This window comes from Halomonas sp. IOP_14 (assembly GCF_021021315.1).
GTDB classification, from domain to species: Bacteria; Pseudomonadota; Gammaproteobacteria; order Pseudomonadales; family Halomonadaceae; genus Vreelandella; species Vreelandella titanicae.
Genome location: NZ_JAINWD010000031.1, coordinates 36,925 through 61,435, shown reverse-complemented (window position 1 = coordinate 61,435; position 24,511 = coordinate 36,925). Strand labels below are relative to the sequence as shown.

The 24,511-nt window shown below is 53.8% G+C and carries 25 protein-coding genes; 18 read left to right on the top strand and 7 right to left on the bottom strand.

Translation table 11 applies throughout. The features are described 5' to 3' along the window. Positions 1-11 precede the first annotated feature (11 nt). Positions 12-644, top strand: a complete 633-nt coding sequence (gene msrA, locus K7H09_RS17740) for a peptide-methionine (S)-S-oxide reductase MsrA (RefSeq protein WP_022523474.1) — start codon at positions 12-14, stop codon at positions 642-644. A gap of 49 nt (positions 645-693) precedes the next feature. Then, the gene (locus tag K7H09_RS17735; protein ID WP_022523473.1) at positions 694-1,221 is read left to right on the top strand and encodes a cytochrome c; all 528 of its coding nucleotides are present in this window, start codon (positions 694-696) and stop codon (positions 1,219-1,221) included. 27 nt (positions 1,222-1,248) lie between these two features. Here the strand turns inward: K7H09_RS17735 and can are convergent, their stop codons facing one another. Beyond that, complete coding sequence (gene can, locus K7H09_RS17730; protein ID WP_022523472.1) at positions 1,249-1,896, bottom strand: carbonate dehydratase; 648 nt, start codon at positions 1,894-1,896, stop codon at positions 1,249-1,251. A 217-nt stretch (positions 1,897-2,113) separates the two neighbouring features. Here can and gorA point away from each other — a divergent pair, with 217 nt between their 5' ends. From gorA to yidD, 10 genes are all read left to right on the top strand, one after another. Continuing rightward, positions 2,114-3,496 carry a glutathione-disulfide reductase gene (gene gorA / locus K7H09_RS17725; protein ID WP_009286705.1) on the top strand — a complete coding sequence of 461 codons (1,383 nt, stop codon included), beginning with the start codon at positions 2,114-2,116 and terminating at the stop codon, positions 3,494-3,496. A 208-nt stretch (positions 3,497-3,704) separates the two neighbouring features. Continuing rightward, positions 3,705-4,283 carry a diaminobutyrate acetyltransferase gene (gene ectA, locus K7H09_RS17720; protein WP_009286706.1) on the top strand — a complete coding sequence of 193 codons (579 nt, stop codon included), beginning with the start codon at positions 3,705-3,707 and terminating at the stop codon, positions 4,281-4,283. Positions 4,284-4,389: 106 nt separating this feature from the next. Beyond that, positions 4,390-5,658, top strand: coding sequence for a diaminobutyrate--2-oxoglutarate transaminase (gene ectB, locus K7H09_RS17715; RefSeq protein ID WP_022523471.1), 1,269 nt, complete (start codon positions 4,390-4,392; stop codon positions 5,656-5,658). Positions 5,659-5,762: 104 nt separating this feature from the next. After that, the gene (locus K7H09_RS17710) at positions 5,763-6,155 is read left to right on the top strand and encodes an ectoine synthase (RefSeq protein WP_022523470.1); all 393 of its coding nucleotides are present in this window, start codon (positions 5,763-5,765) and stop codon (positions 6,153-6,155) included. A 237-nt stretch (positions 6,156-6,392) separates the two neighbouring features. Continuing rightward, positions 6,393-7,229 carry an ATP-dependent zinc protease family protein gene (locus K7H09_RS17705; RefSeq protein ID WP_022523469.1) on the top strand — a complete coding sequence of 279 codons (837 nt, stop codon included), beginning with the start codon at positions 6,393-6,395 and terminating at the stop codon, positions 7,227-7,229. 33 nt (positions 7,230-7,262) lie between these two features. Continuing rightward, positions 7,263-8,786 (top strand): inactive transglutaminase family protein, encoded by a 1,524-nt coding sequence (locus K7H09_RS17700; RefSeq protein WP_009286710.1) that lies wholly within the window; start codon positions 7,263-7,265, stop codon positions 8,784-8,786. Continuing rightward, positions 8,783-9,796: an alpha-L-glutamate ligase-like protein gene (locus K7H09_RS17695; protein WP_009286711.1), complete on the top strand. Its 1,014-nt coding sequence runs from the start codon at positions 8,783-8,785 to the stop codon at positions 9,794-9,796. The genes K7H09_RS17700 and K7H09_RS17695 overlap by 4 nt, the downstream gene beginning before the upstream one ends. Positions 9,797-9,840: 44 nt before the next feature. Next, positions 9,841-10,287, top strand: coding sequence for a transcriptional repressor (locus K7H09_RS17690; protein ID WP_027959426.1), 447 nt, complete (start codon positions 9,841-9,843; stop codon positions 10,285-10,287). A gap of 4 nt (positions 10,288-10,291) precedes the next feature. Next, entirely contained in the window at positions 10,292-10,762 is a 471-nt protein-coding gene (gene hisI, locus K7H09_RS17685) for a phosphoribosyl-AMP cyclohydrolase (protein ID WP_230805415.1), read from the top strand. 17 nt (positions 10,763-10,779) lie between these two features. After that, positions 10,780-11,112 carry a membrane protein insertion efficiency factor YidD gene (yidD, locus tag K7H09_RS17680; protein ID WP_027965443.1) on the top strand — a complete coding sequence of 111 codons (333 nt, stop codon included), beginning with the start codon at positions 10,780-10,782 and terminating at the stop codon, positions 11,110-11,112. Positions 11,113-11,120: 8 nt separating this feature from the next. Here the strand turns inward: yidD and K7H09_RS17675 are convergent, their stop codons facing one another. After that, positions 11,121-11,537, bottom strand: a complete 417-nt coding sequence (locus K7H09_RS17675; RefSeq protein ID WP_039858498.1) for a SufE family protein — start codon at positions 11,535-11,537, stop codon at positions 11,121-11,123. Positions 11,538-11,598: 61 nt separating this feature from the next. Beyond that, positions 11,599-12,762: a tyrosine-type recombinase/integrase gene (locus K7H09_RS17670; RefSeq protein ID WP_422822538.1), complete on the bottom strand. Its 1,164-nt coding sequence runs from the start codon at positions 12,760-12,762 to the stop codon at positions 11,599-11,601. A gap of 230 nt (positions 12,763-12,992) precedes the next feature. On the opposite strand from K7H09_RS17670, the gene K7H09_RS17665 reads away from it, so the two are divergent. Next, positions 12,993-14,078: a DNA-binding protein gene (locus tag K7H09_RS17665; protein WP_230805413.1), complete on the top strand. Its 1,086-nt coding sequence runs from the start codon at positions 12,993-12,995 to the stop codon at positions 14,076-14,078. A 4-nt stretch (positions 14,079-14,082) separates the two neighbouring features. Here the strand turns inward: K7H09_RS17665 and K7H09_RS17660 are convergent, their stop codons facing one another. The 3 genes from K7H09_RS17660 to nfuA all read right to left on the bottom strand — a co-directional run bounded on the left by K7H09_RS17660 (position 14,083) and on the right by nfuA (position 15,417). Then, a complete protein-coding gene (locus K7H09_RS17660; protein WP_230805411.1) occupies positions 14,083-14,373 on the bottom strand; it encodes a type II toxin-antitoxin system RelE/ParE family toxin in 291 nt (96 codons plus the stop codon). Next, positions 14,361-14,633 (bottom strand): CopG family ribbon-helix-helix protein, encoded by a 273-nt coding sequence (locus tag K7H09_RS17655; RefSeq protein WP_230805409.1) that lies wholly within the window; start codon positions 14,631-14,633, stop codon positions 14,361-14,363. The genes K7H09_RS17660 and K7H09_RS17655 overlap by 13 nt, the downstream gene beginning before the upstream one ends. Before the next feature lie 160 nt (positions 14,634-14,793). Continuing rightward, positions 14,794-15,417: a Fe-S biogenesis protein NfuA gene (gene nfuA, locus K7H09_RS17650; RefSeq protein WP_022523463.1), complete on the bottom strand. Its 624-nt coding sequence runs from the start codon at positions 15,415-15,417 to the stop codon at positions 14,794-14,796. 292 nt (positions 15,418-15,709) lie between these two features. Between nfuA and metH the strand changes: the two genes are divergently transcribed. The 4 genes from metH to K7H09_RS17630 all read left to right on the top strand — a co-directional run bounded on the left by metH (position 15,710) and on the right by K7H09_RS17630 (position 23,084). Then, entirely contained in the window at positions 15,710-19,405 is a 3,696-nt protein-coding gene (gene metH, locus K7H09_RS17645) for a methionine synthase (protein ID WP_230805407.1), read from the top strand. A gap of 3 nt (positions 19,406-19,408) precedes the next feature. Continuing rightward, positions 19,409-20,734, top strand: coding sequence for an MATE family efflux transporter (locus K7H09_RS17640; protein ID WP_230805405.1), 1,326 nt, complete (start codon positions 19,409-19,411; stop codon positions 20,732-20,734). 156 nt (positions 20,735-20,890) lie between these two features. Further along, a complete protein-coding gene (locus K7H09_RS17635) occupies positions 20,891-22,543 on the top strand; it encodes a nitrite/sulfite reductase (RefSeq protein WP_027959435.1) in 1,653 nt (550 codons plus the stop codon). After that, on the top strand, positions 22,536-23,084 hold the full coding sequence (locus K7H09_RS17630) for a DUF934 domain-containing protein (protein WP_022523459.1): 549 nt from the start codon (positions 22,536-22,538) through the stop codon (positions 23,082-23,084). Before K7H09_RS17635 ends, K7H09_RS17630 begins: the two co-directional genes overlap by 8 nt. Positions 23,085-23,164: 80 nt before the next feature. Here the strand turns inward: K7H09_RS17630 and smrA are convergent, their stop codons facing one another. Continuing rightward, a complete protein-coding gene (gene smrA / locus K7H09_RS17625) occupies positions 23,165-23,755 on the bottom strand; it encodes a DNA endonuclease SmrA (protein ID WP_230805403.1) in 591 nt (196 codons plus the stop codon). 217 nt (positions 23,756-23,972) lie between these two features. Here smrA and K7H09_RS17620 point away from each other — a divergent pair, with 217 nt between their 5' ends. Beyond that, on the top strand, positions 23,973-24,443 hold the full coding sequence (locus K7H09_RS17620; protein WP_035537470.1) for a gamma-glutamylcyclotransferase family protein: 471 nt from the start codon (positions 23,973-23,975) through the stop codon (positions 24,441-24,443). The last annotated feature ends 68 nt before the right edge of the window (positions 24,444-24,511 follow it).

Genomic DNA, 24,511 nt, shown 5'->3' with positions numbered 1-24,511 from the left:
GTGAGGGTGATATGTCACTATTTTCAAACGCTAGCTCAGGTTCAGGCCGTGTACTGCCTGGACGCGATACGCCCATAGAAACCAGTCAGGTGCATACCATTAATGGGCACTCGATACATCCTCCGTTTCCCGAAGGCCACGAGGAGATCGTGCTAGGCATGGGGTGTTTCTGGGGCGTTGAACGCCTGTTTTGGCAGTTGCCAGGAGTCTATGTCACTGCGGCGGGGTATGCTGGTGGTGAGACACCTAACCCCACCTACGACGAGACATGTACGGGGCGTACTGGCCACACCGAAGTGGTACGGGTGATTTATGACCCACAGCAAGTCGAGCTGGAAACGTTGTTGCAGGTTTTCTGGGAAGGGCACGACCCGACCCAGGGCAATCGCCAGGGGAACGATATTGGCTCGCAGTATCGCTCCGCCATTTTTACCACCAGCCAAGCGCAGCAAACGGTAGCCGAGCAGAGTGCGGCAGCGTACCAACAGGCGCTCGACAAAGCGGGCAGAGGGGCAATCACTACTGAGATTAAGCCGCTAGAAACATTTTATTACGCAGAGGCTTACCATCAGCAGTACCTGGATAAAAACCCTCATGGCTACTGCGGCTTGAAAGGTACGGGTGTCACCTGCCCGATAGGTTAAAACGTGCGCACTAAACCTTTGACTACCGAATCATCGACAGGAAGCCATTATGCAGCAACGCCATTATCTGAAGTGGGCTTCCCCCCGCGGCACGGCAGCCAGCGCTTTAGCATTAATGCTCTGCACGCCGCTGGCTTGGGCAGGCGAGGAAACGAGCGCCCTGGCCATGCCCCAAGCCGTCAGCGACACGCCATTCGCAAGTGAGCGCGAAGCCGTGGTTTGGCGCCGAGAAGAGCTTAAAGATATTGAAAGTCTGGTGCGTCAGCTGCGCTTTGATCTAATCAATAATCAAGATCTTGAGGCTGCAATGCCGCGGTTACTTAAGCTGCAAGAGCGTGCCAGCGCTGATCGTTTGCTACCTGCGTTTATTGAGGGCACCCACGGCAGTGGTTCTGAAGCGCGGGCATCCATATGGGAAGAGTGGGGTGAGTTCGCCGCCGGTTTTAGCGATCTGGAGGATAAAATCGCTAATTTAATTGATGTAGCCGAGCAAGAGGATACTCGAAACACTGCCCGAGCGCTTTCAGAAGTGGGCGCGAGCTGTAAGAGCTGCCATCGTGCCTACCGCTACGACTAAGCGTAGCGGTAGGCATTGGGGGAGTGCTTAATCGCCTTGCTGGATGCGGTCAATACGGTAAAGTGTTTCCACTTGTTCTAAACCACTTACGGTGCAGTTAAGATCTTTAACGCGGCCATCGCTTAATCCGTAGACCCAGCCATGTACCGAAATCTGCTGACCTCGCTGCCAAGCGCGCTGCAAAATTTTGGTGCGGCACAAACTGTTTACCTGGGCTTTCACGTTGAGCTCGCACATGCGATCGATTTGATCTTCCAGTGGGAGGTGGTCAAGCGAATTCCTGTGATGGTTGTACTGTTCGCGCACTGAGTGCAGCCAGTAATCCACCACGCCACATTCGCCTCCCATCATGGCGGCCTTAATGCCCCCGCAGCCATAGTGACCGACAATCATGATATGGCTGACTTTAAGAACATCCACCGCGAACTGAACCACCGAGAGGGCGTTCATATCGGTGTGGTGTAGCAAGTTGGCGACGTTGCGGTGTACGAAAACTTCCCCAGGCGGGAGTGCAATAATTTGATTCGCCGGTACTCGGCTGTCGGAGCAGCCAATCCATAAATAATCGGGGTTCTGCTGGTTCGAAAGGCGCTTAAAGTAGTCGGGGTCTTCTTCGCACATACGCTCAGCCCAGGCGCGATTATTGTCGAGTAGCGTCGCAATAGGGTCAGACATAGCGTCTCCAGAAAAGTTAAAGGGCGTTAAGTCGCTGGTAGATAAGCGGGTTATCAAAGCCCTACTCAGGGTGGAATTAGGCCTTGTATAACCTAGGCCAGTACAAAATAGCAGCAGAAGGTTTTAACCTTCCCGGGTAGTCAGGTCAACCACTGCACTTGACCAATGGGCAACCCGATATTGATTCATACGAATTCTAACTCCCCAGGAGCAAATCATGGCAGACGTTTCTGAATACGAATATGACCTTCTGGTTATTGGCGCAGGCTCTGGTGGTGTACGCACCGCGCGTATGGCCGCGGCTACCGGCGCCAAAGTGGCCATTGCCGAAGATCGCTACCTGGGCGGAACCTGTGTCAACGTTGGCTGTGTGCCCAAGAAGCTTTACTCCTACGCTGCCCATTTCCATGACAGTTTTGATGATGCGGCAGGTTTTGGCTGGCAGCTGCCTGGCCCCGCCAGCTTCGATTGGGCCACACTGCGCGACAACAAAATCAGTGAAATCAAACGTCTGAATGGCATTTATCAGCGCATGCTGGAAGGCGCTGGAGTAACGCTCTTCAATGCACGAGCACGCTTGGCCGATGCACACACGGTGACCTTAAGCGGCGAGCATGGCGATATATCGGTGACTGCACAAAAAATCGTTCTGGCTACTGGTGGATGGCCCTGGGTACCCGATTTTCCTGGCAGTGAACACGCACTGGATTCCAATCAGATTTTTGATCTAGATACTTTTCCTAAGCGCTTTTTAGTGCTTGGCGGTGGCTATATTGCGGTGGAATTTTCGAGTATCTTTAATGGTCTGGGCAGCGAGACGCACCTCATCTACCGTGGCGAGCTGTTTTTAAAAGGCTTTGATCAACAGGTTCGCGAGTTCACCTGCGCGGAAATGGAAAGAAAGGGAGTCAACCTCCATTTCAACACTAACATCGAGCGTATTGAGCGCAGCCAAGACGGCTACAATGTTCACCTTACCAACGGCAACGTGCTTGAAGTCGATGTGGTGCTCGCAGCCACAGGGCGCAAGGCGAATATCCGTGAGCTAGGGCTTGAAGCGTTGGGCCTATGCCTGGATGAGGCGGGTAAAATCCCCGTAAACGAGCGGTTTGAAACAGCGCTGCCTTCAATTTTAGCCTTGGGCGACCTGACGGCTGGGCCGGAATTAACACCGGTAGCACTGGCTGAGGCGATGCAGCTTGTCGACGCCCACTTTGCCGATACGGTTCCCAAGCCGTTGGACTACACTACGATCCCTACCGCCGTTTTTTGCCATCCCAACATCGGTACCGTGGGTCTTTCCGAGGAGGCCGCGCGGGAAAAATTCACCCATATTCGTGTGTATAGCACCGATTTTCGCGCCATGAAGCACACCCTATCAGGTAGCCAAGAGCGCACCTTAATGAAGCTGGTCGTGGACGATGCTACCGATGTAGTCGTAGGGGCCCATATGGTCGGAGATGACGCGGGTGAAATTATTCAGGGAATTGCTATCGCGGTAAGAGCTGGCCTTACCAAGCAGGACTTTGACCGCACCGTAGGCATCCACCCAACGGGGGCCGAGGAGTTCGTCACGCTGCGTACGCTGACACGCAGATAAGCATATTAAAAGTGAAGGCGTGCCCATGGGCGCGCCTTTTTTTGTAGGCTACTTGCACTATTCTAAAAGAGATAGCGGTGAGCAGTGGTTATGCTACTCGATCATAACAAAAAATTATGGAAAGCGAGGTGTAGAATAATATGATTTTTGAATTGCTCATAATCAGCTGTTATAATGAACATCAAATTCGCTACAGCGAAGCATAACTATGAGTACGCCGACACAACCTTTTACCCCCTCTGCTGACCTTGCCAGGCCAACGGTGGCTGATGCTGTTGTGGGTCATGCGGAGATGCCGCTGTTTATTCGCAAACCCAATGCGGATGATGGCTGGGGAGTTTACGAGCTGGTCAAAGCTTGCCCTCCGCTGGATGTGAATTCAGCCTACGCTTACTTGCTACTGGCGACTCAGTTTCGTGATACCTGCGCAGTGGCTACCAATGAAGAGGGCGAAATCGTTGGTTTTGTTTCTGGCTATGTTAAGGATAATGCTCCAGACACCTACTTTTTATGGCAAGTGGCTGTCGGTGAAAAAGCACGTGGTACAGGGCTAGCGCGACGCTTGGTCGAGGCTATTATGTCCCGCCCTGAGCTTGATGATGTGCATCACCTTGAAACCACCATCACCCCTGACAATCTAGCCTCTTGGGGCTTATTCCGTCGCTTGGCGGCACGCTGGCATGCGCCGCTCAATAGCCGCGAATACTTCTCTACCGAACAGCTCGGAGGAGAGCATGACCCGGAAAACCTGGTTCGTATCGGCCCGTTCCAAACAGATCGCATCTAATACGTCGTTTTGCTAGATACACGTATCGGACTTACCGTTTTTCCCGCTCATGTTGCTTCGGGCAAGTAATGCCTAAAGTTAAAATGATCAACCAAGGAGGTCGCTAATGCAGACCCAGACGCTTGAACGCATGGAATCCAATGTACGTACTTATTCTCGTTCGTTTCCGGTGGTGTTTACCAAAGCGCAAAATGCGCGTCTAACCGATGAGAATGGCCGTGAGTACATTGATTTCCTCGCCGGCGCGGGCACGCTGAACTACGGCCACAATAATCCGCACATGAAACAGGCGATGATTGATTACCTGTCGACTGACGGTGTTGTTCACGGTTTGGATATGTGGACCAATGCCAAGCGTGATTATCTTGAAACGCTGGAAGAAGTTATTTTCAAGCCACGCGGGCTGGATTATAAAGTGCATCTGCCTGGCCCAACCGGTACCAATGCCGTAGAGGCCGCTATCCGCTTGGCTCGTGTGGCTAAAGGCCGTCACAACATTGTCACCTTCACCAATGGTTTCCACGGCGTCACCATGGGGGCTTTGGCGACCACGGGTAATCGTAAATTCCGTGAAGCCACGGGTGGCATACCCACCCAGGGCGCTAGCTTCCTGCCTTACGATGGCTACATGGGTGAGCATACCGATACCCTGGATTATTTTGAAAAGCTGCTCAGCGACAAATCTGGTGGTCTGGATATTCCAGCGGGTGTCATCATTGAAACCGTGCAAGGCGAGGGCGGTATTAATGTTGCAGGCTTGGAGTGGTTGAAGCGTCTCGAAGGGATCTGTCGTGCCCACGACATTCTGCTGATTATCGATGATATTCAGGCAGGCTGTGGCCGTACGGGTAAGTTCTTTAGCTTCGAACACGCGGGTATTACACCTGACATTATTACCAACTCGAAATCGCTCTCCGGTTTTGGCCTGCCATTTGCCCATGTGTTGATGCGCCCAGAGCTGGATAAATGGAAACCGGGTCAATATAACGGCACTTTCCGTGGTTTCAGCCTGGCGATGGTGACCGCCACCGCTGCGTTGAAAAAATACTGGACTAATGACACCTTTGAGCGTGATGTTCAGCGCAAAGGGCGTATTGTAGAAGAGCGCTTCCAGAAGTTAGCAGCGCTGTTAACGGAGCACGGCATGCCTGCCACTGAACGTGGTCGTGGCTTGATGCGCGGTATTGACGTTGTGTCGGGTGATATTGCCGATAAAATTACCAGTAAAGCCTTTGAGCATGGTCTGGTAATTGAAACCAGTGGTCAGGATGGTGAAGTGGTTAAGTGCCTATGCCCGCTAACCATTAGCGATGATGACCTGCTGGAAGGTTTGGATATTCTCGAAATGTGCGTTAAAGCTGTTGCTAGCGAATAACCTGGCGGTAGTATTAAGCGTTACGCTGAAGCAGTAGCTCACAGTTTTTTAGTTAGGGATATAGCGGCTGGTAGTCGCCAGTCGTTTTGCAACGGAGTACTCCTATGATCGTTCGTAATCTTGATGAAGCGCGTAAAACAGATCGCCTAGTGACCGCTGAAAATGGTAACTGGGACAGTACGCGCCTTGTTCTGGCCAACGATAATGCAGGTTTTTCGTTCCATATTACCCGCATTTTCCCAGGCACCGAGACACATATCCATTACAAAAATCACTACGAAGCAGTGTTTTGCTACGAAGGTGAAGGCGAAGTTGAAACCCTGGCTGACGGTAAAATCTGGCCGATCAAAGCAGGCGACATTTATCTACTCGACCAGCATGATGAACACTTGCTGCGTGGCAAAGAGAAGGGCATGACGGTTGCCTGCGTCTTTACTCCACCGATCACAGGTAATGAAGTTCACCAGGAAGATGGCTCGTACGCAGCCCCAGAGTAAATCGTGCTAGCGTGAGATAGACTACGTGATAGATCAGAAGGCAGCCTGCTAAATATGCGGGCTGCCTTTTTTGAAATGGACGAGCGCAATTTTACCCATAGCGGCCTCACTGGTTCGCTTAATATATATTATGTTAAATTAGATAAAATAGGTGCTCCAAAAGCGATGATGGCGTTGGACACTAGACCCCCATCTCCTTATCATTCCCCAACCTATTGTCCAAGGATATCTCTCGTTATGCGCCCAGGTGTTTTGTGGCTTATCGCTGGCTTGTCGCTTTCGATCGCAGGCTGTGCAGCAACCCAGCCGGAAACGAATCAACCGCCCCCTTTAAGCGAAGCCTCATTCAATTCTCGTATCCTGGAGTTAGAGAGCCAGCTAACGCAACAATGTGACACCCGCATTAATTTGCAGCAACGCCAGCTTGATCACCAGCAGGCATTGACCGCTGATATGCGTGAAGTGGGCAGTTTATTGCGTTACCTCCGCCAAGACGTACAGCAATTGGAAGCTCGCGGTGAAGAGCCGGTCATCATACGTGAAGAGTGTGAGATTGATGAGAGCTTGACCACTAAAACGTTACTGGGCCGCAGCGAATGGGTTGGCTTACCAAGCCTTGGCACCTACCTCAAAGCGCGAGTCGATTCAGGAGCCAACACCTCGTCCCTTTCTGCTGCCGAGATCACTCGCTTCGAGCGTGACGGTGAAGATTGGGTGCGCTTCAAGTTGGCGCTGAACGACGATGACGTGGCGGTTGAGTCGCAGCGCGATGAGTGGGTTGAAGCGCCTATCGTGCGCCGAGTGCGCATTGTTCAAGCCTCTGGCGAAGAGTCACGTCCCGTCATTTCTCTGTTAATGACTCTAGGGCCGATTCGTGAAAATGTCGAATTTACCCTCAATGACCGCTCTCATCTCGATTATCCAGTGCTGCTAGGGCGGCGCTTTTTGATGGATATTGCGGTAATTGATGTAGCCGATACTTACTTGCATGAGCGCCCCGAATTTCCTGGTGGCGAACCAGCGGACCAAGCTGCTGAAGATGAAGCAGTTGACGAAGACGATAGCGAAGAGTAACCGCTCTGACGCTTCACGAGGAAAGGAATCTCCATGTCACGGTTAATGTTCTATATTATTGTCGGCCTGTTGCTAGTCGCGGGCGTAGCGACCAGCGTGCACCGCCATGTGCAGTTTGAAATTCCATGGTTGCCTGGTGAACAGCGCCAGGTGTGGGAGATTGAGGCGGGCATTACCTTTAATGCTCAGGACGGCCCCGTCCAGGTCGACTTGGCGTTGCCTTCCCATCAGGCAGGCTACCGTGTACTGACTGAAAACACCGCATCATCAGGGTATGGGCTTGCTTATCAGGCGGATGATTTAGGCCGCACCGCCCGCTGGACTATTCGTGAAGCAGTGGGTAGCCAAACATTATACTACTCGGTTCAGATGCTGGTATCTCAAGATGCTCGCTCGCCGGTGCAGACACCCCCTGAAATCCCCGTCACAACGCCTTGGGAAAGCCCCTATGACACTGCGGCTAATCAGCTTATCGAACAAGCCTGGGCGCGCAGTGCCAATAACGCCACCTTCGCCCGTGAGTTAATACGTGATATTAACGGCGAGCGTCAATCTGAAAATGCCCGTCTGCTGCTGACGCAAGAGAATCCGGCGGCCTTGGTGGTGCGGTTGCTAAACCAGGCAGGCGTATTAGCGCGTGAAGTGAGCGGCCTGCTTCTGGAAGATGGTCGTCGTCGCCAAACGCTTAGCAGTTGGATTCAGGTATTTAACGAGTCAGGTGAAGAATGGTCAATTTTCCATCCACTGACGGGTGAGCAAGGTAAGCCTGACAACCTGCTGCTATGGGAAACCGGTGGTCGAGCGGTATTAGAAGTTCAGGGCGGCACCAACTCTCGGGTTTCTTTCTCAATGATGACCCATGACCAGCCTGCTTCGGCGGCGGTGCGCAACCACTACTCTGAAGATACGCTGCTGAACTTCTCCATTCACAGCCTGCCACTGGAGGAGCAAGCGCTATTCCAAACTATCTTGCTGATTCCCATTGGTGCGTTAATGGTGGTGTTTTTGCGTGTGCTGGTGGGCATCAAAACGTCCGGTACCTTTATGCCGGTGCTGATCGCCCTCGCCTTCATTCAAACCACCCTTCCTACGGGTTTGATTGGCTTCCTGCTTATCGTTGCTGTCGGTCTGATTATTCGTAACTATCTCTCCTACTTGAATTTATTACTGGTGGCCAGGGTCTCGGCGGTGATCATAACGGTGATTGCGATTATCTCGATCTTCACCGTATTGGCCTACCGCATGGGGCTCAGTGCTGGCTTAACGATCACCTTCTTCCCGATGATCATCCTGGCCTGGACCATCGAGCGGATGTCGATACTTTGGGAAGAGGAAGGCCCTAAGCAGGTGCTAATCCAAGGCGGCGGCAGTTTGATCACGGCTATCCTTGCCTACCTGGCGATGAATAACCCCTGGGTACGTCATATCACCTTCAACTTCCTGGGCGTTCAGTTGATATTGATGGCGTTGATCTTGCTGCTGGGCAATTACACCGGCTACCGTTTATTGGAGCTGCGTCGCTTCAAGCCGATCACTGACGATGAGAAGCCCTCATGAGTTGGCTGAAGAATTGGACGTGGCCCACGCGCCTGCGGGATAAAGGTATTATCGGCATGAATCGGCGTAATATTCGCTACATTGGCCGATATAATAGCCGCCGTCTCTATCCCCTTGTCGATGACAAGCTTAAAACCAAACTACTGGCTCAGCAGTATGGGATTACCACGCCCGAGCTGATTGGCACCGTAACAACCCAATTTGGCGTTAAGCATATTGGCGCCATGCTCACGGGGCACGCGGGCTTCGTCATCAAGCCTGCTAAGGGAAGCGGCGGTAAGGGCATCCTGGTGATTGAAAAGGTCGAAGATAACGCCTTTATCAAGCCTAGTGGTACCACGCTCTCTCTTACCGACGTTGAACGACATGTGTCGAATATTCTGTCAGGGCTCTACTCATTGGGCGGCTCGCCTGATGTGGCGGTGATTGAAACACTGATTAATTTCGATGAAAGCCTGATGGATTACACCTATGAAGGTGTTCCTGATATCCGGGTTATCGTCTTCAAGGGTTACCCGGTGATGGCCATGATGCGCCTTTCCACCGCAGCATCCGACGGCAAAGCAAACCTGCACCAAGGGGCGGTAGGCGTTGGCTTGAACATCGCTACCGGGGCTGCCCTGCGCGCCGTTCAGTTTGACCGCCCTTGCTTTAGTCATCCGGACACGGGGCACGATCTGGCAAGTTTGGTCGTTCCCCAGTGGGAAACGCTGCTTAACTTAGCGGCGGGTTGTTATGAAATGACCGGTCTAGGTTACCTGGGTACTGATATGGTGCTGGATCGTAAATACGGGCCGATGCTGCTTGAGCTCAACGCCAGGCCTGGCTTGGCTATTCAAATGACCAATGGTGAAGGTTTGCGCCGTCGCCTCGATCTGATTGAACGTCAACCCGATGGCGTGCCCGCTAAACAACGGGTAGCTTTTGCCCAGCACCATTTTGCGCGACAAAGTGAGCTGGTAGACAGCGAATCGGTAGAAAGCTCTGACACCGCTTCCACCGGCGCGTAGACTACTAACGAGAGCCTAGGCTAACAACGTTCAACGAGTTGCCCATGACCCAAGCGAGTACACTACTACAGCAGGCGGAGTCTCAGTGCCATATCCGCGGCGTCCGCTTCACCCCTATTCGCCGACGCGTGCTGGAGATGATCGCCGAAAATGGCGGCGGGCTAAAAGCCTATGACCTGCTCGATAAGCTCTCTACTGAGCATGCGGCTGCCCGCCCCCCGACGGTTTATCGGGCGCTTGAGTTCTTGATTGATCAAGGCTTGGTGCATCGCATTGAGTCACAGAACTCCTACGTGGCCTGCGCTTGCCCAGAGCATGCGCATGGTTTTCAACTACTGATTTGCCGTCACTGCGGCTATGTCGAAGAGCTGCACTTGGACGAGATAAGCGATCAACTGGCGGCACTGGCAAAACGCCAGGGCTTTAACGTTGAGCGCCAAACCATTGAGCTTCAAGGGCTTTGTCAGGACTGCCGAACAGTTAGCGAGTAAATTTATGTCCCGTTTTGATCACGTCGCGCAGGATGCTCTGTTTAAGCAACTCGAGCGTGCTGCCCCAGAAGATAGTCTTCCCGCTGTGGCCACTTTGCTAGCCGCGGTGCGTTTTAATGCTGATGGTTTGATCCCTGCCATTGCTCAGCAGCACGATACTAACGAAGTGTTGATGATGGCCTGGATGAACCGTGAGGCGCTGGAAGAGACGTTAACCACCCAGCGTGTTTGCTACTATTCGCGCTCGCGGGGAAAACTGTGGCGCAAGGGTGAGTCATCGGGCCAGCAGCAGCAGCTTGTTTCTGCTGCGTTGGATTGCGATGGTGATACGCTGTTGTTGCAAGTTGAACAAACAGGGCCTGCTTGCCACACCGGGCGGCGCAGCTGTTTCTATATTGCCGTGGATGGAGAGCAGGCCTCAATTACCAGCAATCCGCTGATTGATCCTGACGACCTGTACGGCAAAAAAACCTAGTTCTGCCTATGCAAGCTATGACTCGGTTAATATCAGCCCTGCGCTCAGGCCCGCGTTGGGTATTGATGAAGGTGATGATTGGCTGCGTTAGAGTCTATCAATATACGCTCAGCCCCCTTTTAGGCCCGCGCTGCCGCTTCTGGCCGAGCTGTTCGTCCTACACGATTGAAGCGATTCAGGTGCATGGGCCCATCAAGGGCGGCTGGATGGCCGTTAAGCGGATCGTTAAGTGCCACCCGGGCAATCCTGGCGGTATGGATCCGGTGCCCGGTGGCCGCAGCGAACAGCTTTGCCGCGAGGATGACGAAAAGGGATCGCCGCCCTCTTGCTGTGACCATCACCCTCGCTAGCTTGTTTCCTACTTCTGCTGCGCTACCGCGTAGATCTTCTCCAGCATAGCGTGCAGGCCGTTGCTGCGCGTAGGTGAAAGGTGCTTATCCAATCCCAGATCCGCCAAAAAGTGTGGCTCGGTAGCACGAATCTCAGCGGCGGTGCGTTCGCTGTAAATGCGCAGCAATACGGCAATCAGGCCGGATACGATGGCGGCATCGGAGGTCGCTTTGAACACCAGCTTATCGCCCTCCTCCTCATGGCGCATCCACACGTTTGACTGGCAGCCCTGTATCTTAAACTCTTCTAGCTTCCACTCTTCTGGGAAGTCAGGCAGTTGCTTACCCATATCGATAATGTACTGGTAGCGATCCATCCAGTTATCGAATATCTCGAAATCTTCGATTAGCTCTTGCTGGGCCTGTTCGGCGCCGGAAGTGCTCATGCTATTTCCTTCTCTATTGGAATTGGCTGAATATTGGCGACTGACATTTTGCGTCATAGGGTTACTCATTGTGGCCATTATAACGGCTCGAAGGTGTCTTGAGGGAGGTTGTGTCGGAAACAGTCAATCGATGTCGCTGCTGTTCAAGATGCCACTCGTTGTCTTCGCTATGGAGATAGCGTGAGGTGGTGTCTAGGCGCGCGTGTCGAGCGCTTTCGGCCAGATGGCGCAGACTAATGCCCGATTGAGCCTGATGGGTGATCGATGTGTGCCGTAACCAGTGCGGCGTTGCCAGGTTAAGCGCGGTCACATGTTCCGGTGCTCCGTCGATATCTTCAAGTGCTTGTGCCGCCTGCTGAAACGTTGCGCGAATAAGCCGATAAAGCTGGTTATGGCCCAGGCCACGCTGTCCATCCAGAGCGCGAAGCACCGGTGCTTCAGCTTCAAACTGCTCAGGGTATTCAGGCAATCCCAGCGTATGGCGCCACTGGCGCAAACAATCAAGCATATCGTCAGGCAACGGAATGCGCGCCATCTTGTTTCCCTTGCCCACCACATGCCACCACCAGCGCCCTTCGCTGCGCTGGAAATCCCCCATTCGCGCATCGGCCATCTCGCTAATGCGCGGTGCCAGCAAATAGGCAAAGCCAAAGATAAAGCGCCGTCGTGAATGTTCAAAACGGGCACGACTGCCCTCCCCAGCCTCTAACGGGCTATTCAGCCACTCCCACAGCCACGCCCACAAATCACTTTCCAAATAGCGCTCAACACGCGGCGTTTGATTATTCAGGCGCCGCGATTTATCGCGCATCAAGCGAAACGGATTGTGGTGAACCCAGCCTGCTTCCACCAACCAGGCAAACATGCCTTGCAGTATCACCAGGCTTTGGCGTCGGCTGGCGGGCGATAAACCGCCACGAAATGGCCGCCATGACGTGTGCGTGCGGGGTTTGGAGGGCCCTACCCACTGCTCGCTTGGTTGTGGGTCGGCGAGAAAGGCTTCAAAGCGGCGCAGTTTTTCGCGATTGATATCGGCCAGCGTGTGCCCTTGGCTGGCGAGCCAGAGCAGCAGTCGCTCCGCTTCGCGACGGTACGCTTTCCAGGTTTGTGGGCTATCCACGTACTCTTCAAGCCATGCGGTCACTGCCTGGGCATCGTTTTGAGCGCTAATACGTCCGCCATTCGGCGGCTCTTTCAATACCTGAAGTTGACCAGTGGGTGTCATAACCTCGTTTGCCATGTCCGTCGCCACTCTTTTCTTTTTAGCCGATATTTACATTATCTGGCCTTAAGTGTGCTCCTGTAGTCCTATAAATTCAAGATAATACGGGTAATCTTGAATTTATGCACATTATCATAAATAAAATTACGTATTACATAATACGTAATTGTTGCCTTTTATAAGACAAGTCCCGACAATGGTGGTTACAGAAGCTCTCAAGGAAGGATCATTTCATGGCCCGCAACGGCATTCAGTACAGCGATGTTCAACAAGCCATTGATGCCCTGTTGGCCCGGGGCGACACGCCCAGTGTGCAGCGTATTCGCGATGTGCTGGGCACCGGCAGCTTCACGACGATTAGTGATCACTTCCGCTTGTGGCGCAGTGAGCGGGAGCAAAATCGCGACGTGCCGCCGCCCAAGGGTGTGCCGGAAGTCGTGGTGACCATGGCCAGCGAGCTATGGCGCGAGGCCCAGGAGGTAGCGAATCAAGCGCTGCTCCATTATCGCGAAGATGCCAATCGCCAAGTGGCAGAGGCCCAGCAGCTCGCGGAGGACGCTAAACAGCAGGCCGCTAACGCCGAACAGCGCGAAAGCGCCCTCGCCGAGCACTTGCGTCATATGGAGCAGCGCATGGAAGCGTTAAACCGGGAATTAGCCGCCAGTCAAACCAGCGAACATCACTGGCATCAACAAGCCGAAGCATCCCAAGAAGAAGTAACTCAACTGAAGCAGGTACAGCAGCAGCTAGAGAGCCAGGCAGATGCACAGCGCGATGCGCATAGCAATGCCCTCAGCGAGCAGCAGGTAGCGTGGGAGCAGCGCCTAGCACAGGAAGAACAGCGCCATGAGGCGGCCGAAGGAAGGCTGATGGCGATGCTGGATAGTGCTCAGCAGGCGCGTGCCCAGGAAGAGAAGAATTTCCAAAAACGTCTGCAGCAGTCTGAGCAGCGCATTGAGACATTGAGTCAGGAGCTAAAGACAAAGCAGCAGGCCCTGCATCAACTACAGCTGGAAGCCAGTGAGCGCGAGCAACAGCTAAGTGAGCAGAAACAGCAAATGACGGCATTGGAGAAGCAAGAGAAAGCGCTGACCCAGCAGCTAGATGAGGCCAAAGCCGCGCTAAACAGCCAATCTCAACAGCATGCCGAGCGCGAAGCTGCACTACAGCAAGCGTGGCAAGAGAAGCTTTGGAGCCGTATGGAAGCGTTACAAACACAGCTAACGGCGCTGCCCGATGCGCTTTCAAGCCAGAGTAGTAAGGACAATACTAGGAAAGACGCTAGAGACAATGCCAGGGATAATGAACAAGAACAGTGAGTCTTTAGTATCCGGCTTCTTTTTGATGTCGCACAGCTAGGATGGTGGCTGTTTCACCATCGAAGCGATATAGCGCAATATATCCGCTAGTTCCGAAATTAATCAGCCATTCCCGAAACATTGGATCCATATCATCAACAGGACGACCTATCTCCGGCTGGTGTGCGAGTATTTTTACGCCTGCCCGTAGAGTTTTCATAGCACGACGGGCTGAATCTACATCTTTAGTGGCAAGGAAGCGATAGAGCCTCTGTACGCCGGCGAGAGCTGGCGGTGACCAAATCAGACGTGGCAATTAGGCAGCTCCACATCTTCACCCGATTCAAGCTTCTCCAGCCAAGCGTCAGCTTCTTCAAGCGTCAGATGTAATCCGTTTTCCTGGTACGCATCCCAGGCACCTAATGCATCCCGTTTGAAAGATTCTCTCTTTTCTTCACGCTCAACATAATCACGGATCGCTTCACGCATGATCCAGTGCGATGAGCGGTGTCGCGCTTCAGCCAAGTGCTGGATCCGGCTTTTCAGCTCATCGTCTAGTTTTACGGATGTCGCCATTTCACCACCTCGATATTCAAAGGTACTACCTATGAATACTATACCCCAAACCTCTGGTGAGCCAGATTGCAACGCCGGGGATTTAGACAAGTTGCGTGGGGAAGAGACGCAAAAAAGCCCAGCGATTCAAGCTGGGCTTTTGAGCCTTACTATCGCTTATTTAGCGGTAGTAAGCGTTGGTGGTGTCGCTGTGATCGGTAACGTCGCGAATACCGGCAAGCTCTGGAATGCGCTCCATCAGGGTTTTCTCAACGCCATCTTTCAGAGTTAAGTCAACCGCAGCACAACCCTGGCAGCCGCCGCCAAAGGCTAAGACGGCGTACTGTTGTTCGGTGAGTTCCACCAGTTTGATTTCGCCGCCGTGGGCCGCCAGCCCAGGATTAATCTCGCTGTAAAGCACGTAATTGATACGGTCTTCCAGCGGGCTATCCGCATTTACCTTGGGCATCTTGGCGTTGGGCGCTTTGATGGTTAGCTGGCCACCCATGCGGTCGGCGTTGAAATCCACCACCGCCTCTTCCAAAAACGCCAGGCTGTTTTTATCGAGAAAGACGTTGATTTTCTCGAGTTCAAGCAGCACATCGGAGGGTTCTTCTTCGCCGGGGCGGCAGTAAGCCAGGCAGGTTTCCGCGTAGGGTGTGCCCGGCTGGGTAATGAAAATGCGTACGGCAATACCCTCAACGTTCTGCTTTTCCAGCAGTTCTGCCAAGTATTCTTGCGCACTGTTTGTAATATCAATACCTTGGGTATCGACACTGGTTTCTTTTTCGCTAGTCGTGGTCATGAGGGCTGTCTTCCTCCCGTGGTAGTGGCGGCGCCACTTCACATGTCATTTGTGTCTATGGTAAGCAAAACAGCGCGCTGACACAATCCCGACTGTTTTAGTCGGCTATTTTAAACAGCTCTTTTTACGAGCGACTATTAATTATCTTTCCTTATCTTGCGTATAGCCTCCGTAGGGGCGCCTTTTGCCATCCCTTTTGTTATCATTATGCGCCTTATAACGACAGATGCTGCTTTTCCGACGATAACAACATCCCCTTTGACGACTGTGACGCTGGAGAACTCCCCCTGCCATGGCTGATAGTGCTTTGATCGCGACCCTCACCCAACGCCTTGCCCAACGTATCCTGATTCTGGATGGCGGCATGGGCACCATGCTGCAGAATGCCCAGTTGAGCGAGGAAGATTTTCGCGGCGAACGGTTTAGCGACTGGCCCTCGGATCTCAAAGGCAATAATGATCTGCTCGCGCTAACCTGCCCCGAAGTGGTCACGCGGATTCACCGTGACTACCTGGAAGCCGGTGCCGACATTATTGAGACCAACACCTTTAATAGCACTCAGCTGTCACAGTCTGATTACGGCATGGAATCGCTGGTGGTTGAACTCAACCGTGAATCAGCGCGCCTAGCCCGTGAGGTGTGTGATGCAGTGGCCGCCGAAACCGGTGTACCCCGCTACGTGGCCGGCGTATTAGGCCCCACCTCGCGCACCGCCTCACTATCGCCGGATGTGAATGATCCCGCCAAGCGTAACGTCACCTTTGATGAGCTGCGTGAGAACTACTACGAAGCCGCCGAAGCGCTAATTGCAGGTGGTGCCGATCTGATTATGATCGAAACCATCTTCGATACGCTCAATGCTAAAGCGGCCATCTACGCCTTGGAAGAGCTGTTCGATGCCCGCGGCGAGCGTTTACCAGTGATGATCTCTGGTACCATCACTGATGCCTCTGGCCGTACGCTTTCGGGTCAAACCACAGAGGCCTTCTGGAACTCGGTGCGCCACGCTCAGCCTCTCTCAGTGGGCTTGAACTGTGCACTGGGCGCCGAAGAGTTACGCCCCTACCTGGAAGAGCTCTCTACCAAGGCAGACACCTTTGTCTCCGCTCACCCCAACGCGGGGTTGCCCAACGAGTTTGGTGAGTACGATCAAACGCCGGAAGAGATGTCGGAGATTGTCAGCGAGTTTGCTGCCAGCGGGTTGGTGAATATTATCGGTGGCTGCTGTGGCTCCACGCCCGAGCACATTCGCGCCATTGCTGATTCGGTTCGCGATATGACGCCGCGGGTAATTCCTGAGCGCAGCCGCGCCTGCCGTCTATCAGGCCTAGAGCCGTTCAACATTGAGGCTGACTCGCTGTTCGTCAACGTCGGCGAGCGCACCAACGTCACCGGCTCTGCGCGCTTTAAGCGCTTGATTGTGGAAGAGGACTTCACCACCGCCTTGGAAGTCGCCCTGGAGCAGGTCGAAAACGGCGCCCAGGTCATCGATATCAATATGGACGAGGGCATGCTCGAGTCCAAGGAAGCCATGGAGCGCTTCCTTAACTTGATCGCCGGCGAGCCAGATATCGCCCGTGTGCCGATTATGATTGACTCCTCCAAGTGGGAGATTATCGAAGCGGGCCTCAAGTGCGTCCAGGGCAAGGCGGTGGTGAACTCCATCTCGCTTAAAGAGGGCGAAGCCGCCTTCCGCGAACAGGCGACCAAATGCCGCCGCTTTGGCGCTGCCATTGTCGTCATGGCCTTTGACGAAGAAGGCCAGGCAGACACCTTTGCCCGCAAAACCGAAATTTGTCAGCGCGCCTATCGCCTACTGGTCGATGAAATCGGCTTTCCCGCCGAAGATATCATCTTTGACCCAAATATCTTTGCCATCGCCACCGGCATCGAGGAGCACAATAACTACGCGGTCGATTTTATCGAAGCGACCCAGTGGATTCGCGAAAACCTGCCCCACGCGATGATTTCTGGCGGGGTGTCTAACGTCTCTTTCTCGTTCCGTGGCAACAACCCGGTGCGCGAAGCGATTCACTCGGCGTTCCTCTATCACGCCATCCGTGCGGGCCTCACCATGGGCATCGTCAACGCAGGCCAGCTCGCTGTTTACGACGACCTCCCCGCCGAGCTGCGCGATGCGGTTGAAGACGTGGTGCTTAACCGGCGTAGCGATGGCACCGAGCGACTGCTGGATATCGCCGATAAGTATAAAGGCGACGGCAGCGGCGCGGCTAAGAAAGAGGATCTTGAGTGGCGCAGCTGGCCAGTCAATAAGCGTATCGAACACGCGCTGGTTAAAGGTATTACGGTGTATATCGAGGATGACACCGAACAGGCCCGCGCCGAGGCCGAACGCCCTATTGAGGTGATCGAAGGCCCGCTGATGGACGGCATGAACGTGGTCGGCGATTTGTTTGGCGACGGCAAAATGTTCCTGCCCCAGGTAGTTAAGTCTGCGCGGGTCATGAAACAGGCCGTGGCCTACTTAATCCCCTATATCGAAGCCGAAAAGAGCGAAGAGACCAAAGCCAAAGGCAAGATCGTCATGGCCACGGTCAAAGGCGATGTCCACGATATTGGTAAAAATATCGTTGGTGTGGTCTTGCAGTGTAATAACTACGAGGTGATCGATCTCGGTGTCATGGTGCCTGCCGACAAAATCCTTCAGGCAGCCAAGGAGCATAACGCCGATATTATCGGTCTTTCCGGGCTGATCACCCCGTCGCTGGATGAAATGGTGCACGTTGCCAAAGAGATGCAGCGCAGGGGTATGGATCTACCGCTGCTGATTGGCGGTGCCACCACCTCTAAAGCGCATACCGCAGTAAAAATCGAGCCGCAGTACGAACACCCGGTAATTTACGTTACCGACGCCTCCCGTGCCGTTGGCGTAGCGGGCAAATTATTGACGCCTGCCTTGAAAATACCTTACGTCGCCGAGATCCGTGAAGAGTACGAAAAGGTTCGCGAGCGTAATGCCAAGCGCCGCCCCAAAGCGGCAGATCTTGACTACACCCAGGCGCGCAAGCGGCGTTTTCGCACCGATTGGAGCGTCCACACTCCCGCCAAGCCCAATATGCTGGGGCTGAAAACCTTCGATGATTACGACCTGAAAGAACTGATCGAACGCATCGACTGGACGCCCTTCTTTATGAGCTGGCAGCTAGCGGGCAAGTATCCCAAGATTCTCGACGATAAGGTCGTCGGGGAAGCCGCTAGCAACCTGTTTGAAGACGCCAAAGTGATGCTACGCAAGCTGGTCGATGAAAAGCGCGTTCAGGCCCGTGGTGTTATCGGCCTGTGGCCCGCCAATAGTGTTGATGATGATGTCATCGAGGTGTACGCTGATGAGTCACGCAGCGAAGTGGTCGAACGTCTCTTCCATATCCGTCAGCAGACCACCAAAGGCCGCGACGGTATCTGCTACAGCCTGGCCGATTTTATTGCCCCCAAAGAGAGCGGCAAAGCCGATTGGATTGGCGGCTTTGCGGTCACCACCGGGCACGGTGTTGATGAGCTCTCCAAAGCTTATGAGGCGGCAGGCGATGACTACAATGCGATTATGGTGCAGGCGTTGACGGATCGCCTTGCGGAGGCCTTTGCCGAGCGCATGCATGAACGGGTGCGTAAAGAGTTTTGGGGCTATGTACCGGAAGAAACGCTGGACAACGATGCCCTGATCGCTGAGAAGTATCAGGGCATCCGCCCTGCCCCCGGTTACCCTGCCTGCCCGGATCATACCGAAAAAGCCACGCTATTCCGGTTGCTCGATGCCACCGAAAATACCGGTTTGGCGTTGACCGAAAACTTCGCCATGTGGCCTGCGGCAGCGGTTTCCGGCTGGTACTTTGCCCATCCCCAGTCGAAGTACTTCTCCACCGGTAAGATTACCCGGGATCAGGTCGAGGCCATTGCCGAGCGCAAACAGATGCCCCTTGAGGAGATGGAGCGCTGGCTCTCACCAGTACTCTCCTACGACCCGAGCTAATTAATGCTGTTTGTTCCTGGCCGCCATGGCAAGGTCATGCGCTTAGCTTTTCCGATCATGTTGGGCATGCTCTCCCAGAGCATGCTTAACTTGATAGATGCCGTACTGGTGGGGCATTTAGGCGAGGTAGCGCTTGCGGGTGTTGGCGTGGGCGGTTACGCCATGTTTATGCTCAGCGCTCTTGTGTTTGGCCTCTCCTCCAGCGTGCAGTCACAAACCGCTCAGCGCGAGGGGGCTGCCCATGCGGATATTGCCCATCCGCTTAACTCGGGGCTGGTGATTGGGCTTGTGGTTGGCCTGCCGCTGTCCGCCTGGGCTTGGTGGCAAGCACCGCTGCTGATTGGTTTGATTAGCCAAGTCGATGATGTGCAAAGCGTCGCCGTTGACTATTTTCGTTGGCGGGTGGTGTCACTAATGGCCATTGCGCTAACGCTCTGCTTTCGTGGCTACTGGAACGGTCGCCAGCAAACGCATCTCTACTTGCGTATCATCGTGGCGGTTCACTTGATTAATGTGACGGCCAGTGCGGGGTTGATCTATGGATTCGCCGGGCTACCCAAAATGGGGGCGAGTGGTGCGGGTGCTGGCACAACACTATCGCTGTTTATTGGCTTGATTGTTTGGTGCTGGGTGAGCATAAAAAGCCCATTTGTCCAGCATTTTTTGACACGCATGCCTTGCTTAGCCACCCTGCGTACGACCTTGGTACTTGCCGCTCCTCACTCTTTGCAGCAGTTTTTATTTGCAGCGGGTTATGCGGTACTCATTTGGTTACTTAGCCAGCTAGGCACGGCCAGTGTCGCGGTTGGCCATGTGTTGATTAATCTTTCACTGCTGCTAATTTTGCCGGGGGTGGGGATTGGCGTTGCGGCGATGAGCTTGGTGGGTGAGGCATTAGGCCGAGATGCTCAGAACGAAGCCCACCGCTGGGGTCTGGATGCGCTGCGGGTCGCATGGTTACTTTTACTTGTGCTGGCGCTGCCGATGTTAGTGATACCCGAACAGGTACTTGGGATATTTTTCAGCAGTGGCGAGCTAGTAGTGCTGGGTAAACTCCCATTGCAGATAACCGGTGTGATGATTGTGCTGGATGCCGCAGCTTTAGTGCTCGCCCAGGCCTTAATGGGCGCGGGCGCTCAACGCACGGTGATGATGTTGACCCTGGGGATGCAGTGGCTACTTTTTTTACCCCTGGCCTGGTGGGTCGGGATTGGTTTAAACCAGGGCTTATTAGGTATCTGGCTTATGCAACTGCTCTACCGGTTGATAAACTCAGCCGGCTTTTTATGGGTATGGCAACGACGCCGCTGGCTGGCCCCTGCTTTATAAGCCGGCTGCCTGACCCATAATAGGTGTTCTAAATAGCTTTTAGAGATAAAAAGATAATTATATATTCTTTTGAAGAATATGACGCCCGCGTTAAGGTGACGCTACATTAACGTCCGTCTCAACGTGACCATTTCGCTTTTAGCAGGATCGTGCCACATGTACCGTTATGATATTCACGACCAAACCCTGGTTGACGAGCGTGTCGCTCAGTTCCGCGACCAAATGGAACGCTACCGCGCTGGGCGTTTGGGAGAAGAGGAGTTTCGCCCTTTACGGTTGCAGAACGGCCTCTATATTCAGCGCCATGCGCCTATGCTGCGTATTGCGATTCCTTACGGCATGCTGGCGGGTAGCCAACTGCGTGCCCTGGCTGAGATCACCCGCCGCTATGACCGCGGCTACGGCCACTTTACCACCCGGCAAAATTTGCAGCTCAACTGGCCTGCCCTTGAAGACGTGCCGGATATTTTGGCAGATCTCGCCAAAGTACAAATGCACGCGATTCAAACCAGTGGTAACTGCATTCGTAACACCACCAGCGACCAGTTTGCCGGCATCGCCAACGATGAAGTGGAAGATCCACGTCCCTGGTGCGAATTAATCCGCCAGTGGTCGACTCTGCACCCGGAATTCGCCTATCTGCCGCGTAAGTTTAAAATCGCGGTCAGCGGTGCGGCCCAAGACCGTGCGGCGATTCAAGTGCACGATATTGGCCTACGTCTATGGCACAACGACGACGGCGAGCTGCGTGTTAAAGTGCTAGCCGGCGGCGGCCTTGGCCGTACTCCTATGATTGCAGACGTGGTACGTGAAGATCTGCCCTGGCAGCATCTACTCACCTACCTGGAAGCCTGTGTACGGGTATACAACCAGTTTGGTCGCCGGGATAACAAGTTCAAGGCGCGGATTAAAATTCTGGTAAAAGCCCTGGGCATTGAGGAGTTCCGTCGTCGGGTCGAGGAAGAGTGGGCGCATTTGAAAGACGGCCCGCAAACGCTTAACCAAGCAGCCGTCGACGCAGCCAAAGTTCACTTCCCTGAGCCTGATCGTCGCCCGGTTGCAGAGAGCGCTAACGAGGATTTTGACCGCTTACGCGCTGAAAATCGCAGCTTCGCGCGCTTTGTCACCAACAACGTGACCGACCACAAAGTGCCCGGCTATAAGGCCGTAACGCTGTCACTGAAACGCCGCGAGCACGCGCCTGGGGATGTTACAGCTGACCAAATGGAAGCGGTCGCAGACTTAGCCGATCGCTACAGCTTTGGTGAAGTGCGTGTTACCCACGAACAGAACCTGGTGCTTTCTGACGTACCGGTCGATGAACTGGAAGCGCTGTGGGAAGAGCTTGAAGCGTTGGGTATGGCGAACCCCACCGTGGGCACGCTCAACGACATTATCTGCTGCCCTGGAGGCGACTACTGCAGCTTGGCTAATGCGGTCTCCATTCCCATTGCCCAGGCGCTGCAGGAACGTTTTGAAGACCTCGACTTCTTGTATGACCTTGGCCCGCTGGATCTGAATATCTCCGGCTGCATGAATGCTTGTGGCCACCACCATGTGGGTCATATCGGCATCCTGGGCGTGGATAAAAAAGGCGAAGAGTTCTATCAGATATCGATTGGCGGCAACTCCACCGACGATGCCTCGCTTGGTAAGATTTTAGGCCCATCCTTTTTCCGCTCAGACGTGCCGGATGTGGTTGAAAAAGTATTGGAAGTCTATGTGTCGCAGCGCCATGAGGACGAACGCTTCTTGGATACTTACCGCCGTATTGGCCTAAAACCCTTTAAGGAGCGTGTCTATGCCTAATAAAACAGCTGAGACGCAAGCTGAAGCGGTTGAACAGACACCGGTTCATGTCGATCACTTGATTTTCAATGGCGAGCTTGCGGCGGAAAACGCTTGGTGTGTTTCCTACGATGCAGACACCCTGCCCGAACAGCGCCCAGCGTTTGTGCCGCTGGCGTTGTGGCAGGCCAATCAGGAAGACGCTGAGCTGGCACCACTACTCACCAGCGATACCGAGCTGACGGCCGAATTAGGCAAACAGCTTGGTAATGCCGTAGCCATCGCTATTGACTTCCCTGCCTTCACCGATGGCCGTGGCTACAGCATCGCCCGCCTGCTGCGCGAGCGCTACGGCTATAGCGGCGAAGTGCGCGCGGTGGGTGATGTCCTGGTCGATCAGCTGGAGTATATGCGCCGTTGTGGTTTTACTGCCATGGCGCTGCGCGATGACCAGCATCCCGAGGATGCCCTGCGCGCGCTAAGTTTTATCAGCGTTCGCTACCAACCCGATGTTGAAGAGCGACAGGCGCTGTTTGAGCGCCGTTTAGCCGATAATAAGTAGACGCAGAGCGTGAATGTTATAAACCCAAAAGGGCAGCTTCGCTGCCCTTTTTATTTGTGACTGGCTCTATTATTAAACCGTCACCCCCGCCGCTTCTGCTGGCGCTCACGGTTATTGGCTTTGGCGCGATCGCTTTTACGTAGCATTACCCAGGTCGCGCCCAACCCTCCTTCCGAAGGCTGTGCGGAGACGTATGCCTGCACTTCCTCAAACTGGCAGAGCCACTTGGCCAGGTATGAACGCAGTACGTTGGCGGGGCTATCAATCTCTCGCCCGCGGCCATGCACGATCATAACGGAGCGTAAATCGTGGGCGTAGGCTTCTTGAATAAAGGGAAACAGCATACGGCGACACTCTGTTAATGGGCGCCGAAGCAAGTGGAGCTGCGACTGAACGCTATAGCCCCCGTGCTTTAATTTATCGACTACACCCTGCTGAATGCCCTCGCAGCGATACTCCATGGGATCAAAGGGGGGCAGCAGATCGACAAAGTCGTCGGACAGAAAGTTGCGTGCCCCCCTTTCTTCCTCTGCCCACTCCCGCCGAGCCAACTGGGATTCTGAGGGGCTTTTGCGATTAGCGCCTGGGTCAGCACGATTTCTCGGTGGCAAAGGTTTCACATCACCTACGAGAGCACGAAAATCCAGATCATCACGAAGCGGCTGATTCATTGCAGGCTCCTACGGCAGGTTCTAATGAGCACCTATTTTACATGCAGGCTTTACCAACATAGCCTAGCAAACCTGGGTAGTTTGCTTAAGCAGATTCATACAGTCGATAACATAGAACTTGTCATCCTCTGTCTATAGCTACAAGCTAAGCATCCGTTTTTTTATCGCCCCATTCACATTCTTATCCTACATTGCGAGGCGCCCTGGTGTGTTTAAAATGGTTTGGCTAAAACGCCTTTTGATTTTAAGCGGTGTGGGGCTGCTTAGCTTAGCCGGGTGGCTCTGGTTAACCATGCTGAGCCCGTGGTTTTATGACCGACCTGATGATCTTCCTACTATAGAACAGCGAACCCATCAGGTCTTTGTGTATGGCACGCTACGCTATGCCCCCGTTCGCTTAGTGGTCATGGGAAGTTTCGGCGCACCTAAAGATGCGGTGCTAGAGGGGTACCAACGCAACGGCCTCGACCTTTCACCCCAGCCAGGGAGCAACGTTGAGGGGCTACTGTTACGAGTAGATGCCGACGAGCTGTCTCGTCTTGATCGCTACGAACGACTGGGGATTCGTTACGAGCGCAGGACAATAACCCTCGACGATGGTACCCGGGCCTGGGTCTACCTGCGTTTACCTGAGCAACAAAATACGTTTGTGCAGCACGCGGACTTCCCGTTCGCTCTGATACCATAGACACCATGCTGTGCCCTATTTTGCAAAACCCTTATGCAAAGCCCTATTGCCAGGACAGCTTTTATGAA